This is a genomic window from Micromonospora sp. NPDC048887 (genome assembly GCF_040649715.1).
Classification (GTDB): Bacteria; Actinomycetota; Actinomycetes; order Mycobacteriales; family Micromonosporaceae; genus Micromonospora.
Genome location: NZ_JBEZGA010000009.1, coordinates 216,694 through 232,175 on the forward strand (window position 1 = coordinate 216,694; position 15,482 = coordinate 232,175).

At 74.9% G+C, this 15,482-nt stretch carries 16 protein-coding genes; 11 read left to right on the forward strand and 5 right to left on the reverse strand.

Annotated features, from left to right (window positions below; genetic code table 11):
* Window positions 1–39 precede the first annotated feature (39 nt).
* The gene (locus AB0C17_RS16685; protein ID WP_357479256.1) at window positions 40–1,059 is read right to left on the reverse strand and encodes a LacI family DNA-binding transcriptional regulator; all 1,020 of its coding nucleotides are present in this window, start codon (window positions 1,057–1,059) and stop codon (window positions 40–42) included.
* A gap of 102 nt (window positions 1,060–1,161) precedes the next feature.
* Between AB0C17_RS16685 and AB0C17_RS16690 the strand changes: the two genes are divergently transcribed.
* The 9 genes from AB0C17_RS16690 (at window position 1,162) to AB0C17_RS16730 (ending at window position 9,838) form a co-directional block, all read left to right on the forward strand.
* Window positions 1,162–2,313, forward strand: coding sequence for a Gfo/Idh/MocA family oxidoreductase (locus AB0C17_RS16690; protein WP_357384485.1), 1,152 nt, complete (start codon window positions 1,162–1,164; stop codon window positions 2,311–2,313).
* Complete coding sequence (locus AB0C17_RS16695; protein ID WP_357384483.1) at window positions 2,310–3,473, forward strand: dihydrodipicolinate synthase family protein; 1,164 nt, start codon at window positions 2,310–2,312, stop codon at window positions 3,471–3,473. The genes AB0C17_RS16690 and AB0C17_RS16695 overlap by 4 nt, the downstream gene beginning before the upstream one ends.
* Window positions 3,470–4,309 carry a sugar phosphate isomerase/epimerase family protein gene (locus AB0C17_RS16700; RefSeq protein WP_357384481.1) on the forward strand — a complete coding sequence of 280 codons (840 nt, stop codon included), beginning with the start codon at window positions 3,470–3,472 and terminating at the stop codon, window positions 4,307–4,309. Before AB0C17_RS16695 ends, AB0C17_RS16700 begins: the two co-directional genes overlap by 4 nt.
* Before the next feature lie 73 nt (window positions 4,310–4,382).
* Window positions 4,383–5,549 carry an SGNH/GDSL hydrolase family protein gene (locus AB0C17_RS16705; protein WP_357384479.1) on the forward strand — a complete coding sequence of 389 codons (1,167 nt, stop codon included), beginning with the start codon at window positions 4,383–4,385 and terminating at the stop codon, window positions 5,547–5,549.
* Window positions 5,550–5,631: 82 nt separating this feature from the next.
* A complete protein-coding gene (locus AB0C17_RS16710) occupies window positions 5,632–6,198 on the forward strand; it encodes an RNA polymerase sigma factor (protein ID WP_357384477.1) in 567 nt (188 codons plus the stop codon).
* A complete protein-coding gene (locus AB0C17_RS16715) occupies window positions 6,195–7,001 on the forward strand; it encodes a zf-HC2 domain-containing protein (protein WP_357384475.1) in 807 nt (268 codons plus the stop codon). The genes AB0C17_RS16710 and AB0C17_RS16715 overlap by 4 nt, the downstream gene beginning before the upstream one ends.
* A 79-nt stretch (window positions 7,002–7,080) precedes the next feature.
* Entirely contained in the window at window positions 7,081–7,878 is a 798-nt protein-coding gene (locus tag AB0C17_RS16720; protein WP_357384473.1) for an ABC transporter ATP-binding protein, read from the forward strand.
* Complete coding sequence (locus tag AB0C17_RS16725; protein ID WP_357384471.1) at window positions 7,875–9,227, forward strand: hypothetical protein; 1,353 nt, start codon at window positions 7,875–7,877, stop codon at window positions 9,225–9,227. Before AB0C17_RS16720 ends, AB0C17_RS16725 begins: the two co-directional genes overlap by 4 nt.
* The gene (locus AB0C17_RS16730; RefSeq protein WP_357384469.1) at window positions 9,224–9,838 is read left to right on the forward strand and encodes a hypothetical protein; all 615 of its coding nucleotides are present in this window, start codon (window positions 9,224–9,226) and stop codon (window positions 9,836–9,838) included. Before AB0C17_RS16725 ends, AB0C17_RS16730 begins: the two co-directional genes overlap by 4 nt.
* A gap of 54 nt (window positions 9,839–9,892) precedes the next feature.
* Here the strand turns inward: AB0C17_RS16730 and AB0C17_RS16735 are convergent, their stop codons facing one another.
* Genes AB0C17_RS16735 through AB0C17_RS16745 form a run of 3 tightly spaced genes read right to left on the reverse strand, consistent with a single transcriptional unit; the run spans window position 9,893 to window position 13,308 of the window.
* Window positions 9,893–11,854, reverse strand: coding sequence for a beta-propeller domain-containing protein (locus AB0C17_RS16735; RefSeq protein ID WP_357473512.1), 1,962 nt, complete (start codon window positions 11,852–11,854; stop codon window positions 9,893–9,895).
* A gap of 45 nt (window positions 11,855–11,899) precedes the next feature.
* Window positions 11,900–12,196 carry a MoaD/ThiS family protein gene (locus tag AB0C17_RS16740; protein WP_357384465.1) on the reverse strand — a complete coding sequence of 99 codons (297 nt, stop codon included), beginning with the start codon at window positions 12,194–12,196 and terminating at the stop codon, window positions 11,900–11,902.
* Entirely contained in the window at window positions 12,193–13,308 is a 1,116-nt protein-coding gene (locus AB0C17_RS16745; RefSeq protein WP_357384463.1) for an exo-alpha-sialidase, read from the reverse strand. Before AB0C17_RS16745 ends, AB0C17_RS16740 begins: the two co-directional genes overlap by 4 nt.
* A gap of 166 nt (window positions 13,309–13,474) precedes the next feature.
* Between AB0C17_RS16745 and AB0C17_RS16750 the strand changes: the two genes are divergently transcribed.
* Complete coding sequence (locus AB0C17_RS16750) at window positions 13,475–13,885, forward strand: MmcQ/YjbR family DNA-binding protein (protein ID WP_357384461.1); 411 nt, start codon at window positions 13,475–13,477, stop codon at window positions 13,883–13,885.
* Window position 13,886: 1 nt separating this feature from the next.
* On the opposite strand, the gene AB0C17_RS16755 is transcribed toward AB0C17_RS16750, so the two are convergent.
* Window positions 13,887–14,423: a GNAT family N-acetyltransferase gene (locus AB0C17_RS16755; RefSeq protein ID WP_357384459.1), complete on the reverse strand. Its 537-nt coding sequence runs from the start codon at window positions 14,421–14,423 to the stop codon at window positions 13,887–13,889.
* Between the two features lie 108 nt (window positions 14,424–14,531).
* On the opposite strand from AB0C17_RS16755, the gene AB0C17_RS16760 reads away from it, so the two are divergent.
* Window positions 14,532–15,410 (forward strand): alpha/beta hydrolase, encoded by an 879-nt coding sequence (locus AB0C17_RS16760; protein ID WP_357384457.1) that lies wholly within the window; start codon window positions 14,532–14,534, stop codon window positions 15,408–15,410.
* Window positions 15,411–15,482 lie beyond the last annotated feature (72 nt).

The window sequence follows — 15,482 nt, forward strand, 5'->3', positions numbered from 1 at the left end:
GGCGCGTCCTCGATCATGACGGCACCCTACCGGCCCGGCTCAGGCGACCGGCGCGGTGCTGTCCCGCAACACCACAGCGCCGGGCAGGCGTACGACCCGGCGGCGGCGAGCGGTGTTCTCGGTCAGGGCCAGTCTCATCGCCTCCTCGCCGAGCCGGTGCAGCGGCAGCGCCACAGTAGTGAGCGGCGGGGCGAGGTCGCGTACGACAGGGATGTCGTCGAAGCCGGCGACCGAGACGTCGCCGGGCACCGACAGCCCCCTGTCGCGCAGCGCCGCGTACGCGCCGACGGCCATCACGTCGGTGCACGCGAACACGCAGGTGGCGTCGAGCCCTCGGTCGAGCAGCTCGGTCATCGCCCGGTAGCCGCCGTCGCGGGTGAACGCCGCCTCGGCCACCGCGCCCGGGTCGAGCGCCACACCGGCGGCGGTCAGCTCGTCGCGGAACCCGCCGAGCCGGTCGGCGACAGTGGTCAGCTCGGGCGGGCCGGAGAGCACAGCGAAGCGGCGGTGGCCCAGGCCCAGCAGCGCGCGGGCCAGCTCGGCGGCACCGGACCGGTTCTCCGGCAGGACACTGTCGACCTTCAGGGTGCGGTGCCGGCTGACCACCGCGACCCGGCCGCCGCCGTCGAGGTAGGGCGCCAGCTCGGCAGCCATGGCCCGCTCCCAGCGGGGGTCCTCGAATCCGGAGCCGATGAGCAGGATCGCCGGGGCGCGTTCGGCGCGCAGCATCGACACGTACGCGATCTCGCGTTCCGGGTCGCGGAACGTGCTGGCCAGCATGACCAGCAGGTCATTGTCGGCGGCGACGCGCATGACGCCACCGGCGACCGCCGCGAAGTAGGGGTCGGTGACGTCGTGGCAGACGACGCCGACGCTGCGCCGGGACGCGCCGGCCAGCGCGCGGGCGTGGGCGTTCGGGGTGTACGCGAGGCGCGCGGCGGCGGCCAGGACGCGGTCGTGCAGGTGCGGGGTGACCCGCCGGCCGTTCAGTGCCCGGGAGGCGGTGGCCAGGGAGACCTCAGCCGCCCTGGCCACGTCTTCCAGCGTCACGTGCGACATCGATGCGGCTCCCTGCGGAACGTCTTGACCCGGTGTTCCGGCGTGGCTACGGTAGCACCCTGAAAGCGCTTACTGAAAGCGCATTCAGGGCCGGGAGGCACAGTGGAACGTACGTCCGTCGGCATCATCCTCAACGGCGTCACCGGCAGGATGGGTTACCGGCAGCACCTCGTCCGGTCCCTGCTCGCCATCCGCGAACAGGGCGGCGTGCCGGCCCGCGACGGCAGCCGCATCTGGCCCGAGCTGACCCTCGTCGGCCGGGACGAGAACCGGCTCGGCGAGATCGCCGGGCGGCACGGGCTGTCGGCGTACACGACGGACCTGGACGCGGCACTCGCCGACGACGCCAACCGGATCTACTTCGACGCGCAGGTGACCGCGCAGCGGGAGAAGGCGATCCGGGCGGCGATCGAGGCCGGCAAGCACGTCTACACCGAGAAGCCGCTCGCCGAGGGGTTCCTCGCCTCGCTGGAGCTGGCCCGGCTCGCCGCCGCCGCCGGCGTCCGCAACGGCGTCGTGCAGGACAAGCTGTTCCTGCCCGGCCTGCGCAAACTGAAGCGGCTGGTGGACGGCGGCTTCTTCGGCCGGATCCTATCCGTGCGCGGCGAGTTCGGCTACTGGGTGTTCGAGGGCGACTGGCAGGCCGCGCAGCGTCCGAGCTGGAACTACCGCGCCGAGGACGGCGGCGGCATCACGCTGGACATGTTCCCGCACTGGCACTACGTGCTGGAGCAGATCATCGCCCCGGTCACCGCCGTCACCGCCGTCACCGCCACGCACGTCCCCGAGCGCGTCGACGAGGCCGGGAACAGCTACCGGGCCACCGCCGACGACGCCGCGTACGGCATCTTCGAGCTGGCCGGCGGCATCGTCGCGCAGATCAACTCCTCCTGGGCGGTCCGCGTGCACCGGGACGAGCTGGTCGAGTTCCAGGTCGACGGCACGCACGGCAGCGCGGTGGCCGGGCTGCGCGACTGCCGCATCCAGCACCGGGGCACCACCCCGATGCCCGTGTGGAACCCCGACCTGCCGGTCACCGAGCCGTTCCGCGCGCAGTGGCAGACGGTGCCGGACAACGGCGAGCACGACAACGCGTTCAAGGTGCAGTGGGAGGCGTTCCTGCGCCACGTCGTCGACGACGAGCCGTTCCCGTGGGACTTCCTGGCCGGCGCCCGAGGCGTGCAACTGGCCGAGGCCGGGCTGCGCTCCGCCCGCGAGGGGCGGCGGGTGACGATCGAGGAGATCCCCCGGTGAGCACACGCATCACGCTGCCGGTTCCAGGCGGCGGCACCGAGAAGCTGACGTTGCGCGAACCGCCCGCCTGGCGCCGGCCGTTCGCGCCGCCGGCCAGCCGGATCGCGTACGCGGCGGCGCACGTCGTCGCCGACCCGTACGCCGACAACTCCCCCGGCCGCCCGGCGCGGCTGGACTGGGACGCGACGCTCGCGGTGCGGCGCGACCTGTGGTCGTGGGGCCTCGGCGTGGCCGAGGCGATGGACACGGCGCAGCGCGGGATGGGGCTGGACTGGGCGGCCACCCGGGAGCTGATCCGGCGCAGCGCCGCCGAGGCCGCAGCCTGCGGCGGGCGCATTGTGGCCGGGGCCGGCACCGACCAGCTCACCGACGTCCCGCGCACGCTGGACGAGGTGGTCGCCGCGTACGCCGAGCAGGTCGCGTTCGTGCGGGGGTGCGGCGCCACGCCGGTGCTGATGGCCAGCCGGCACCTCGCCGCGCTCGCCACCGGCCCCGACGACTACCTGCGCGTCTACGAGCGGGTGCTGCGCGAGGCCGGCGTGCCGGTGGTGCTGCACTGGCTCGGCGACATGTTCGACCCGGCGCTGGCCGGCTACTGGGGCTCGGCCGACCTGGACGAGGCCACCGCCACGTTCGCCGCGCTGGTGCACGCCCACGCCGAGGCGGTCGACGGGGTGAAGGTGTCGCTGCTGGACGCCGCCCGGGAGGTCCGGCTGCGGGAGCTGCTGCCACCGGCGGTGAAGGTCTACACCGGCGACGACTACCACTACCCGGAGCTGATCGAGGGCGACGGGAAGCGGTTCAGCCACGCGCTGCTCGGCGCGTTCGCGGCGATCGCCCCGGCCGCGTCCGCCGCGCTGGGGCGCCTCGACGCGGACGACACGGCCGGGTTCCGGGCGGTCCTCGATCCGACGGTGCCGCTGTCCCGGCACCTGTTCGCCCCGCCCACGCCGTACTACAAGACCGGCGTCGCGTTCCTGTCCTGGCTCAACGGGCGGCAGCCGGGCTTCACCATGGTCGGCGGCCTGCACGGCGGGCGCGGCGTCCCGCACCTGGTCCAGGTGTTCCGGCTGGCCGACGCCGCCGGGCTGTTGCGCGACCCGGAGCTCGCGGCCCGGCGGATGCGCGCGTACCTGGACGTCGCGGGCGTGCCCGGATGACCACCGATGCGCGGCTGGCGAGGCTGTCGCTCAACCAGCGCACCACGCAGCGCTGGTCCGTGGCCGAGGCGGTCGGCGGCTGTGTGCGCGCCGGCATCCCGGCGATCGGGCTGTGGCGTGAGCCGGTGGCCGAGATCGGCGTACCGGCCGCGGCGCGGCTCGTCGCGGACGCCGGGCTGCGGGTGTCGTCGCTGTGCCGGGGCGGGTTCCTCACCGCCGCCGACGAGGCCGGACGGGCCGCGGCGCTGGCGGACAACCGGCGCGCGATCGACGAGGCCGCCGAACTGCGTGCCGCCTGCCTGGTGCTCGTCGTCGGTGGCCTGCCGCCCGGCTCACGCGACCTGGCGGGCGCGCGGCTGCGGGTCGCCGACGCGCTGGCCGAGCTGGCGCCGTACGCGGGCGAGCGCGGGGTACGCCTGGCGCTGGAGCCGCTGCACCCGATGTACTGCGCCGACCGGGCGGTGCTGTCCACGCTCGGGCAGGCGCTCAACCTGGCCGAGGCGTTCCCGGCCGACCAGGTCGGCGTGGTGGTGGACACGTTCCACGTCTGGTGGGATCCGGACGTGTGGCGGCAGATCGCCCGCGCCGGGGCGCGGATCGCGAGCTTCCAGGTCTGCGACTTCCTCACCCCGCTGCCGGCCGACGTGCTGCTGGGGCGCGGCATGATGGGCGACGGGCACATCGACTTCCCGCCGCTGCGCCGCGCGGTGGAGGCCGCCGGATACTCCGGTGACGTCGAGGTGGAGATCTTCAACGCCGAGGTGTGGGCCACCGATCCGGACCTGGTGCTCGCCACCATGACGGCTCGGTACGTGGATCGCGTGCTGACCGGCTGACCCAGCGTGACGAGTCCGGCCTGTCGGACAAATCAGGTGGCCGCCCGCCGGATCCGGCGGCAGGATCGGAACCATGTCATCCCCTCACCTCACCACTCCGATCACCCCGGACCTGCTGCGCGGCGCACTCGACCTGGAACGGACCGCGCAGGGGGTGCTGCCGCACCGGCTGCCCGCGTGGGCCCGGGCGCAGAACACCGACCCGCAGGTGATGATGGCGGAGGCGATGCCCTCTGGCGTACGGCTGGCGTTCCGCACCCGGGCCACCACTGTGGAGCTGGACGTGCTGCCCACGAAGATGGTCTACCGGGGCACCGGGCCGCGTCCCGACGGCCGCTACGACCTGGTCGTCGACGGCCGTCTCGCCGGTCAGGCCACCGCCGGTGGCGGCAGGGTGCTCACCATCGACCTGACCACCGGCACGTCCGGCGTCGAGCCCGGCCCGGTCGGCACGGTGCGCTTCACCGACCTGCCCGCCACCGACAAGGAGGTGGTGATCTGGCTGCCGCAGCGGGAGATCACCGAACTGGTGGCACTGCGCACCGACGCGCCGGTCGAGCCGGCCGGCACGGACGGCCGCCGGGTGTGGCTGCACCACGGCAGCTCGATCAGCCACGGCTCGGACGCGGAGAGCCCCACCGGCACCTGGCCGGCCGTGGCCGCCGCGCTGGCCGACGTGGAAGTGGTCAACCTCGGGTTCAGTGGCAGCGCGCTGCTCGACCCGTTCACCGCGCGGGCCATGCGCGACACCCCGGCCGACCTGATCAGCGTCAAGATCGGCATCAACCTGGTGAACAGCGACGCGATGCGGCTGCGGGCGTTCGGCCCGGCGGTGCACGGATTCCTGGACACCATCCGGGAGGGGCATCCGCGGACGCCGCTGCTCGTCGTGTCGTCGATCCTGTGCCCGATCCAGGAGGACACGCCGGGCCCCGGCGCGGCCGGGTTCGCCGACGGGAAGGTGCGGTTCCGGGCCACCGGCGACCCGGCCGAGGTGGCCGCCGGGCGGCTCACGCTGCGCGTCATCCGCGCCGAACTGGCCCGGATCGTGGCGTCCCGGGCCGGCGCCGATGCGAACCTGCACTACCTCGACGGGCTGGAGCTGTACGGCGAGGCCGACTACGCGCAGCTGCCGCTCCCCGACGAGCTGCACCCCGATCCCGCCGCCGACCGGCGCATCGGCGAGCGGTTCGCGGCACTGGCGTTCGGCCCGGCGGGACCGTTCGCCGCGTCGGAGTGACGGACAGCCCCGCACGGCCGGGAGTGACCCAGGTCACTCCGGGCCGTGATCCGTCGAGGGCGCCGGGAACGACCATCTAGGCGTGGAAGGAAGCAGACAGGACGAGGAGCGGCTGCTGCGGCGGGTCGCACGCGCCGACCTGGACGCGTTCGACGAGCTGTACCGGCGTACGTCGCCGTGGCTCGCGATCCGGCTGCGGCGGCGGTGCGCCGACGACGGCCTCGTCGCCGAGGTCCTCCAGGACACGTACCTGACGGTGTGGCGCGCCGCCGGCTCGTTCAGTGGGCTCCGGCCCTCCGGTGGCGCGGACGCGCCGGGCGGCTCGGCCGCCGGCTGGATCTGGACCATCGCGGCCCGCCGCCTGGTCGACGCGATGCGCCGCCGCGCCCGGGTGCGGGAGGTGCCGACCGACGTGCTTCCGGTACGCAGCGCGCCCGCCGCCGAGGACGAGGCGCTCGCCGGGTCGCTCGGCTCCGAGGTGGGCGCCGCGCTGGACGCGCTCGCCCCGGAGCTGCGGGCGGTGCTGGCCGCCATGGTCCTGGACGGGCTCACCGTCCGGGAGACCTCGGTCCTGCTGGGGGTGCCGGAGGGCACCGTGAAGAGCCGGGCGCGGCGTGCCCGCACCGCACTCCGGGAGGCACTGACATGACCGCTCACGTTCCCCCGCCGGCCCTGGCCGCGTACGCGGCGGGCAGCCCCGACGACGCCGCCACCTGGACCATCGAGGTGCACCTGGAGGGCTGCGCCGAGTGCCGCGACCGGCTCGGCGAGCTGGCCGCGCCGCCGCTGCGGGCCCTGCTCGGCGACGCCCGGGAGGCGATCCTGGAACAGGCCCGCACCGGCCCGCAGCCGGTGCCCCGGCGGCCGCTGCGCCGGTGGTGGCTGCGCTGGACCGACTGGTCGATGCCGGCCTGGGCGGCCATGACGTGCACGGCGATCCTCGCCGCGGTGCTGCTGGACCGCAACTTCCCGGATCGCCCCTCGGCGGTGCTGCTGCTCGCGCCGGTGGCGCCGCTGGCCGGGCTCGCGGTGGCCTGGTCCCGCCGCGCCAACCCGAACTGGGAGGTGGTCGCCGGCACCGCCCGCGCCGGGCTGGAACTGCTGCTGCGCCGTACCCTCGCGGTTCTGCTCCTGGTCGCGCCGGTGCTCGCGGTGGCCGGGCTCGCGGTCGGCCGCAACCCGGCGCTGTGGCTGCTGCCCTGCCTGACGTTCACCGCGGCGACGCTGCTGCTCGGCAGCCGCGTCGGCGTGCCGGTGGCCGCCGCGCTCCTCGGCGGCGGCTGGCTCGCGGCGGTCGCGGCCGGGTCGTTCACCGCCGACGCGAACCGCGCCGCCGCCGTCACCGAGACCCTGCTCCGGCCCGCGACCATGCCCGCCTGGGCGACGGCCGCCGTCGTGCTCACGGTGCTGACCGCGCTACGCGCCGAACACCTGCGGCGGCCCACCGGCTGACGCCGGCCCCGCGACCCCCACCACCACACGGCGCCCGTCCGGCGCCGCTGTCCACCCTGCCCGGAAAAAGGAGACGACATTGGTACGCGCAGTGAGCGCCGACGAGGTGGCGCCGACCCGGCACGCCTGGCGGATCGAGGCGGTGGGACTGTCGGTGAAGGCCGGCCGGCACCTCGCCGTCGACAACCTCGGCCTGACCCTCGGCGCCGGCGTGCACGGGCTGCTCGGCCCCAACGGCGCCGGCAAGAGCACGCTGATGCGCGCGCTCGCCACTGTGGTCAAGCCGCACGCCGGAGTGCTGCGGCTGCTCGGCGCGGACGCCACCACGACCCGCGAGCTGCGGCCGGTGCGCCGCCGGCTCGGCTACCTGCCGCAGCAGTTCGGCTACTACCCCCGGTTCACGGTGCGGGAGTACGTCGAGTACGTGGCCTGGCTGCGGGAGATGCCGGCCTCGGCGGTGCCGGGCGCGGCCCAGCGGGCCATCGAACGGGTACGCCTCACCGACCGGGCCGACGCCAAACTCAAGTCGCTGTCCGGCGGCATGCTGCGCCGGGCCGGCATCGCCCAGGCGATCGTGAACGAACCGGACCTGCTGCTGCTCGACGAACCGACAGTCGGCCTCGACCCGGAACAGCGGGTCGAGTTCCGGGAGCTGATCCGCGAACTCGGCGCGGACGCCTGCGTGCTGGTCTCCACCCACCTGGTGGAGGACGTGGTGGCGGCCTGCTCGGACGTCATCCTGATGGATCACGGCGCCCGCGTGTTCCAGGGCCTGCCCGCCGACCTGGTCCGCCACGGCGAGACCGGCGGCATCGGCGACAGCGCCGCCGAGCGCGGCTACTCGTACCTGCTCCAGCAGCACCGGAGCGCCCGATGATCCGACAGATCCGCGTCGAACTGCGCCGCTCCAACGCGCCGGTCGTGGCGGTGCTGCTGATCGCCGTCGGCGTCCTCGGCACCGCCAGCATGTACGACTTCTGGCAGGGACAGTGGCTGCGGCTGGGCTACGTGCACGCCTCCAACGTCTTCCTGCTGATGCCGCTCGCGCTCGCCGGTGGCGCGGTGCTCGGCCGCCGGGACCGCCGTACCCGCGCCGACGAGCTGATGAACAGCACCGGCCGGCCCCGCTGGCAGCGCGCGCTGCCGGCGATGACGGCGCTCGGCGTCGCCGCCGCCGCCGCGCACCTGCTCGTGGTCGCCGCCAGCGCGGCGGTGATCGCCACCGGCGGCACCTACCTCGGCGTACGCGGACTCGCCGGGCCGCTGATCGACGTGCTGGTGCTGGTGGGCGCGGCCTGGGTCGGTGTGGCAGCGGGCCGGCTGTGGTCCTCACCGCTGCTGCCGCCGCTGCTGGCCGCCGCCGGCCTGGTGGCGCAGGAGGGCACCGCCATGCTCGGCGGTCCGGCCGGTAGCCGGCTGACGAACGCGTCCCTCATGATCTCCTGGCCGCCGGACACGCCGTGGGAGACGCTGTCCGACCGGCTGCTGCTCAGCCGCCTCACGCTCGGGGTCGGGCTGGTCCTCGCCGGCCTGCTGCTGGCGGCGGGCCGGTCGTGGCCGCTCCGGGCCGGCGCGGCGGCGAGCCTGGCCGCCGGTGTCGCGGGACTCCTGCTGATCAGCGCACCGGGCCCCGCCGGCATCTGGCAGCTCGACCAGTCGGCACGCCGCTACGTCTGCGCCGACGGCACGCCGCAGGTGTGCGTCACCGCGATCAACGCGCACCTGCTGCCCCAGATCACTCCCGAGGCCCGCCGGGGACTGCGCGCGCTGGCGAAGCTGCCGGACGCGCCGACCCGCGCGGTGGAACTGCGGCTGGACACCATCGGCAGCAACGACAGCGAGCAGTGGCACCGGCCCAAACCCGAACCCGGCACCGTGCAGTTCCTCCTGGAAGTCGACCCGGACACCGGCCGGGCCGCCGACGTGGCCGAACGCATCGCCCTGGGCGGCGGCACCAAGTGGTACGGCTGCGGGCGCAGCGGCGACGACATCGCCCCGGCGGTCGCCGCCGCCTGGCTGCTCGATGCCGAAACGGTGCGGCTGTGGGACTCCTGGACCGGATACCGGTACGCCGACGAGCAGCAGGAGGAGATCCGGACCGGCGTGCGACAGCTGCGCGCGCTGCCCGAGCCGGAGCAGTTGCGGCGGGTGACCGCGCTGCGGGACGCGGCCGCGCGGTGCGAGCCGGACCTGATGCCGGCGCTCACCGGACGGGCCGCGCCGTGACCCGCTGGCTGCCGCTCTACGTGCGGTCCCGCCGGCTACCCGCCGCGCTGGCCGGATCGGCGGTCGCCGTCGCCGTGATGGCTCTTTCCTGGTCCGCCTTCACCGACCGTCCCGAGGTGCCCGCTCGCCTCGCCGTGCTCACCACCGCGCTGGCGGTGGCGCCGCTCGGGCCGACGCTCGCCGGCACCGACCCGGCGCTGGAGCGGACCGCCGCCTGGCAGTGGGCGCCGCGCCGGGCCGGGCACCTGCTCGGGTACGGCGCACTGGTGGTCGGGCTGCTGGCCGCCGCCCGCGTACTCGGCGCCGACTTCGGGCCGCTGTCCGTACTGGCCCGCGACACGGCCGGGCTGACCGGGCTGGTCGGGCTCGGCGCCGCGCTCGCCGGCGCCCGGGCCGCCTGGCAGGTGCCGACCGCCTGGGCCGCGCTGGGCGCGCTCCTGGCCGCGCCGGGCGGGCCGGAATGGCGGCAGGTCGCGCTGTGGATGGCACAGGAGCCGGACAACCGGATCGCCGCCGTCACCGCCACGACGTTCCTCCTCGGCGGCGTCGTCGCGTACGCGCTGCGGACGGGACCGCAGGTATCGGCCGCCGAGGCGGCGCTGGAACAGTGAGCGGACCGGACCTCGCCGCGTGCCTGGCACGCGGCGGGGTCCGGCCGTCCACGGTCAGGTCAGCGGCACCCAGGCCAGGGTGTTCATGCCGGACAGGGCGGTCGCCTTGAGCCCGGCGTCGGAGACGGTCCAGAGCACACCGTCGACCATCAGCGAGCGGCGGATCGGCGTCCACTCGCCGCCGTCGGCCAGGTCGGCGGGGTGGTCGACGGCGCCGGCCACAGTGAAGCCCTTGTCGCCGACCCGCAGCGCCAGCACACCGCCGGACGGCGTGCCCTTGACGCTCTCGGCCTGGTCGGTGACCACGCCCGGACGGGTCACCGGGAGCACGACCAGCCGCTCCGGCGCCCAGTAGAGGAAGGCGTGCGGGTCGCTCTCCGCCTCGGACCAGCCGCCCGGGACGTGGTGCTGGGCGAGCCGGGCCGGCCGGGCCGGGTCGGCCACGTCGAACAGCGACACCTGGGTGCCTGTCACCCGCCCCTGGTCGGTCGCGTCCTGTCCGACACCGATCAGGCGGCCGTCACCGGCCGGATGCAGGTACGACGAGTATCCGTTGATCTTCAACTCGCCGGTGACCCGTGGGGCGGCCGGGTCGCGCAGGTCCAGCCCGTACAGCGGGTCGGTCTGCCGGAACGTCACCACGTACCCGGTGCCGCCGAGGAACCGCACCGCGAAGATCCGCTCGCCCTTGCCCAGCCCGGTGACCGCGCCGACCCGGTTCAGCGTGGCGCCCTCGGCGCGTAGCACGTACACGCCGGACTGGGAGGACGTTCCGCGGTTCCACGTGTCGCCGGTGGTGGTGGCCACCCGCAGGTGACCGTCCCACTCGGACATCGCGTACTGGCCGATCGGCCAGCCGGGCACGGACCCGGCGGCGACGTAGCGCGGCGTGGCCGCCGCGGTGTCGAACTGGTAGATCTCCGTGCGGGAGCCGCCCGCCTCGGACGGCTCGCCCCGCCACGTCCGCCACCGCTGGTCGTTGGCGACGTAGAGCCGGGAGCCGGTGCCGTAGACGGTGTCGCCGTCGGCGAACACGGTGACCGGGTCACCGGCGCCGAGCGTGGACGCGCCCAGGTCGAAGCTGAGCACCGTCACCATCGAGGCGCCGGAGAACCCCGCCGGCCGGCTGACCCGGTCGCAGCCGACCCGGCCCGAGCCGACGGTCCGGGCGCCGTCGCGGATCTCGTAGCGCGGCAGCCAGTCGTCGAGCGTGGCCTTGTCGATCACGGCCTGGTTGGCGGCGACCCGCTGCGCGTCGGTGCGCTTCCCCGGCTGCGGGAAGTCGAGCCGGTGTCCGGAACTGATCACGACACGGGCGGTGGCGCCGACCTGCCGCGCGTCGACCAGCCGGCCGTCCATCCGGTACTCGCCGGCGACCCGCGGCGCTCCGGCGAGATCGACCAGGACCAGCCGGGCCTGCCCGGCCGCTCCCGGGGCCGGCGGCCGGCCCGGGACGGTGCCCCTGGTGACCCACCCGTCGCGCAGCAGCACCAGCGCCCGGTCGCCGTGCAGCAGCAGGCTCGCCTCGCCACCGGAGCGCCGATCGGTGGTGAGGTCCAGCGCCACCCGGCCGGTCACCCGGCGGGTCGCCGCGTCGACCACCGACAACACTCCCCGGACGACGGTGACGATCCGCCGCCCGTCGGACTTGACCAGGTCCGGTTCGTCCACGCCCGCCTCGTGCACGTTGGTGCCGGAGAAATCAGGCGTGGACGCCGAGGTGGCGTCCTCGACGCCGCCGACCGCCGCCCGCTTCGCGGCGAACTGCCGCAGCGGGTCGTCCGACCCGAGGCCCCACGGCCCGACCGCCGCCTTCGCGGCCGTACGGATCTGCCGCAGCGCCTCGTCACAGGAGTCGAAGGCGACCAGCCGCAGCCCGCCGGCCGGTACGGCAGTGCCGGCAGGTGGCGGGTCGGCGGGCGGCGGGGCGACGGCCGGCGGCGACGCGGTGCAGCCGGCGAGCGCCAGCGCGGCGACCGTCGTCCATCTGTGCGTCCGGGATCCGTGACGGGTCATGCCGGTCAGACGTGGCCGCGCCGGGCGCGGTTCCCGCCGGTCCCCTCAACCGCCGGCCATCGCGCCGAGCACGATGAACGGCTCCTTGCCGGCGACCACCTCCTCGGGCAGCGGCGCGTCCGGGGACTCGTTGGACAGGTCGAGCTCGCAGGCGTAGAAGCGCACGAACGGCCGCCGCTTCCCGCTGTGCCGGTCACGGATGGTGCCGAGCAGCATCGGGTACGCGGCCTCCAGCGCGTCCAGCACCTCCCGCTGGGTCGGCGGCCCGGCCACCTCGACACGTACCTCGCCGGTGACGTGGGCCAGAGTCTTCAGGTGTGCCGGCAGCACGACCCGGATCACGGCAGCACCTGGACCTCGACCGAGAGCACTGCTGGCAGGTCCCGCACGATCGGCGCCCAGGTGTCGCCGCCGTCGGCCGAGTGGTAGACCTGACCTCCGGTGGTGCCGAAGTAGACGCCGCACGGGTCGAGCGTGTCCACTGCCATCGCGTCGCGCAGCACGTTGACGTAGCAGTGCGACTGCGGCAGCCCCTCGGTCAGCGGCTCCCACTGCTCCCCGCCGGTACGGCTGCGGTAGACGCGCAGCCTGCCCTCCGGCGGGTAGTGCAGCGAGTCGCTGGTGATCGGCACCACGTAGACCGTCTCCGGTTCGTGCGCGTGCACGGCGATCGGGAAGCCGAAATCCGTCGGCAGGTCGCCGCTGACCTCCCGCCAGTTCGCCCCGGCGTCGTCGGTGCGCATGACGTCCCAGTGCTTCTGCATGAACAGCGTGTCCGGCCGGGAGGGGTGCTGGGCGAGACGGTGCACGCAGTGCCCGACCTCGGAGTCCTCGTCGGGGATCTCCCCCGAGCGCAGGCCCTTGTTGATCGGCAGCCAGCTGGCACCGCCGTCGTCGCTGCGGAACGCGCCCGCCGCCGAGATCGCGACGTAGATGCGGTCCCGGTCGGCCGGGTCGAGCAGGATCGTGTGCAGGCACATCCCGCCCGCTCCGGGCTGCCAGGACGGGCCGGTGGGGTGCTGACGCAGGGCGGTCAGCTCGGACCACTTCTGGCCGCCGTCGGTGGACAGGTAGAGGGCGGCGTCCTCGCCGCCCGCGTACACCGTGTCGGGGTCGTGGCGGGACGGCTCCAGGTGCCAGATCCGCTTGAACTCCCACGGGCGTGGGGTTCCGTCGTACCAGAGGTGCTGCCCCACCTCGCCGCTGTAGGCGAAGTCGTTGCCCACAGTCGACCAGGTCCGGCCGCCGTCGTCCGAGCGCTGGATCAGCTGCCCGAACCAGCCGCCGGACTGGGACGCGTACAGCCGGTCCGGTTCGACGGGCGAACCGGTCAGATGGTAGATCTCCCAGCCGCCGAAGTGCGGCCCGTCGACGGTCCAGTCGTCGCGTTTGCCGTCCGACGTCAGAATGAACGCGCCCTTGCGCGTGCCGACAAGTACTCGTACGCCGCTCATGTCTCGTCCTCTCGTCCGAGGGGTTCTTCCGTCGCAATGACCCTGCGGCTCACCGGAACTCATCGCTGTCTACTCCCCGGCTGCGACATTTCCCGCATCGGGCGCGCGCGGACGGCCGACACGCCGGGGCGGCCGGATTGTCGGAGGCGGCGGCTAGCCTGCGCGCATGACCGGCCCCGGAGACGTCCCACCCGAGCACCTCGACCGCCTGCGCCCGGTCTGTCTCGGCCTGCCGGAGACCTACGAGGAACCGGCCTGGGTGGGCGTGCGGTGGCGCGTGCGCGGCCGCACGTTCGCCCACGTGCTCACCGTCGACCCCGGCCACCAGGCGGCGTACGCGCGGGCCGCGGCGACCGACGAGCCGGTCTGCGTGATGACGTTCCGCTCCCCCGGCGACGAGATCGCCGGGCTGCTCGCGGCCGGGCCGCACTTCTTCAAGCCGGACTGGGCCGCCGACGTGGTCGGCCTGCGGCTGGACGCGGAGACGGACTGGACCGAGGTCGCCGAGCTGCTCACCGAGAGCTACTGCGTGCTGGCCCCGAAGAAGCTGGTCGCGCTGGTGGACCGGCCGGGCTGAGTCAGCCCAGCTTCTTGCGCAGCGTCTCGAACGCCAGGTCCGGCCGCAGCGGCACGCCGAAGCGCTCGTCGCCGTACGGGAACGGGCTCAGTTCGCCGGTGCGGGCGTAGCCGCGCCGCTCGTACCAGGCGATGAGGTCGTCGCGCTGGACGATGACCGTCATCCGCATCTCACCGGCGTGCCACTGCTCGGCCGCGTAGCGCTCGGCCTCGGCCAGCAGCTCCCGGCCCAGGCCGCCGCCCTGCCGGCCGGGCGCCACAGCGAACATCCCGAAGTAGACGTGGTCGTCGCGGTGCTCCAGCTGGCAGCAGGCGAGCAGGTCGCCGCCCCGCTCGGCGACGAGCACCACACCGTCCGGGCCGGTGACCGCCGTGGTCACCATCTCCGGGTCGGTGCGCTGCCCGGCCAGCAGGTCCGCCTCGTGGGTCCAGCCCTGCCGGCTGCGCTCGCCCCGGTACGCCGACTCGATCAGGTCGACGAGGGCCGGCACGTCCTCGGGGCGGGCGACCCGGACGGTACGGGGTGCGGGGCTGGTCATGGCGGTTCTCCACGGTCGCTGCGACGTACCTGCTCAGCGTACGCACGCGGGTGTCCCGGACGGCGGCCGGGACCACCGGGCGGGACGGTTCGTGGTTCACTGCCGGGCATGGAGACGGCAGTCGGCGCGGCGGGCCTGCCCGCGATGCTCGACCTGCCGGCCGGGCCGGTCCGCGGCGGCCTGGTGGTGCTGCACGGCTCGCACGCCGGCGAGCGCTCGTACTTCCTCTACGAGCATCTGGCGCGGCTGCTGCCTCCGGCCGGGGTGGCGGTGCTGCGCTACGACCGTCGCCCACGGCCCGGTGGGCGCGACGTGCCACTGGCCGAGCAGGCCGAGGACGCGACGGCGGCGCTCACCGAGCTGCGCCGGCACGTCGGGGCGGTCCCGCTCGGGCTGTGGGGTTTCAGCCAGGGCGCGTGGGCGGCGGCCCTGACCGCGACCCGGCATCCGGTCGACTTCCTGGTCCTGGTCGGGTGCAGCGCGGTGAGCCCGGCGGTCCAGATGCGCTACGGCACGGCCGAGCAGTTGCGCCGGCACGGCTACGGCCCGGCCGATCTCACCGAGCTGGCCGAGCTGCGCCGGCTGGCAGAGGGCTTCCAGCGCGGCGAGGTGCCGCGGCCGGTGGCGCAGGCGGCACTGGACGCGGCGGCGCGACGCCGCTGGTTCCCGCTGGCGTTCCTGCCCGACGAGTTGCCCGCCACGCCGGGCACCTGGACCGACATGGACTACGACCCGGCGCCGGTGCTGGCGCGGCTGACCGGCCCGGTGCTGCTCTGCTACGGCGAGACGGACGCGTGGATCCCGATCGAGGAGAGCCTCGCGGTGTGGCGGCGGGCGGCGTGCGACGCGGAGCTGACGGTTGCCCGGCTGGCCGGCTGCGACCACGCCCCCACGCTCGGCGAGGGCGAGGATCTGGACAGCGTCAGCCCGCAGTACGAGCGGGTGCTGCTGGGCTGGCTGGACCGGCTGCTGCCGGCGGCCGGCTGAGCGGGCGGCCGGCTGAGCGGGCGGCCGGCTGAGCGGGCGGCCGGTTCCGGCTCCAATTGTCCGCGCGCCGCG

Bases quoted from the DNA above. Each gene is read 5' to 3' on its own strand.
- AB0C17_RS16745 (WP_357384463.1), bottom strand. From the start codon at position 13,308: ATGAGCGGCGTACGAGTACTTGTCGGCACGCGCAAGGGCGCGTTCATT.
- AB0C17_RS16715 (WP_357384475.1), top strand. From the start codon at position 6,195: ATGACCGCTCACGTTCCCCCGCCGGCCCTGGCCGCGTACGCGGCGGGC.
- AB0C17_RS16705 (WP_357384479.1), top strand. From the start codon at position 4,383: ATGTCATCCCCTCACCTCACCACTCCGATCACCCCGGACCTGCTGCGC.
- AB0C17_RS16755 (WP_357384459.1), bottom strand. From the start codon at position 14,423: ATGACCAGCCCCGCACCCCGTACCGTCCGGGTCGCCCGCCCCGAGGAC.
- AB0C17_RS16700 (WP_357384481.1), top strand. From the start codon at position 3,470: ATGACCACCGATGCGCGGCTGGCGAGGCTGTCGCTCAACCAGCGCACC.
- AB0C17_RS16760 (WP_357384457.1), top strand. From the start codon at position 14,532: ATGGAGACGGCAGTCGGCGCGGCGGGCCTGCCCGCGATGCTCGACCTG.
- AB0C17_RS16685 (WP_357479256.1), bottom strand. From the start codon at position 1,059: ATGTCGCACGTGACGCTGGAAGACGTGGCCAGGGCGGCTGAGGTCTCC.
- AB0C17_RS16750 (WP_357384461.1), top strand. From the start codon at position 13,475: ATGACCGGCCCCGGAGACGTCCCACCCGAGCACCTCGACCGCCTGCGC.
- AB0C17_RS16725 (WP_357384471.1), top strand. From the start codon at position 7,875: ATGATCCGACAGATCCGCGTCGAACTGCGCCGCTCCAACGCGCCGGTC.
- AB0C17_RS16735 (WP_357473512.1), bottom strand. From the start codon at position 11,854: ATGACCCGTCACGGATCCCGGACGCACAGATGGACGACGGTCGCCGCG.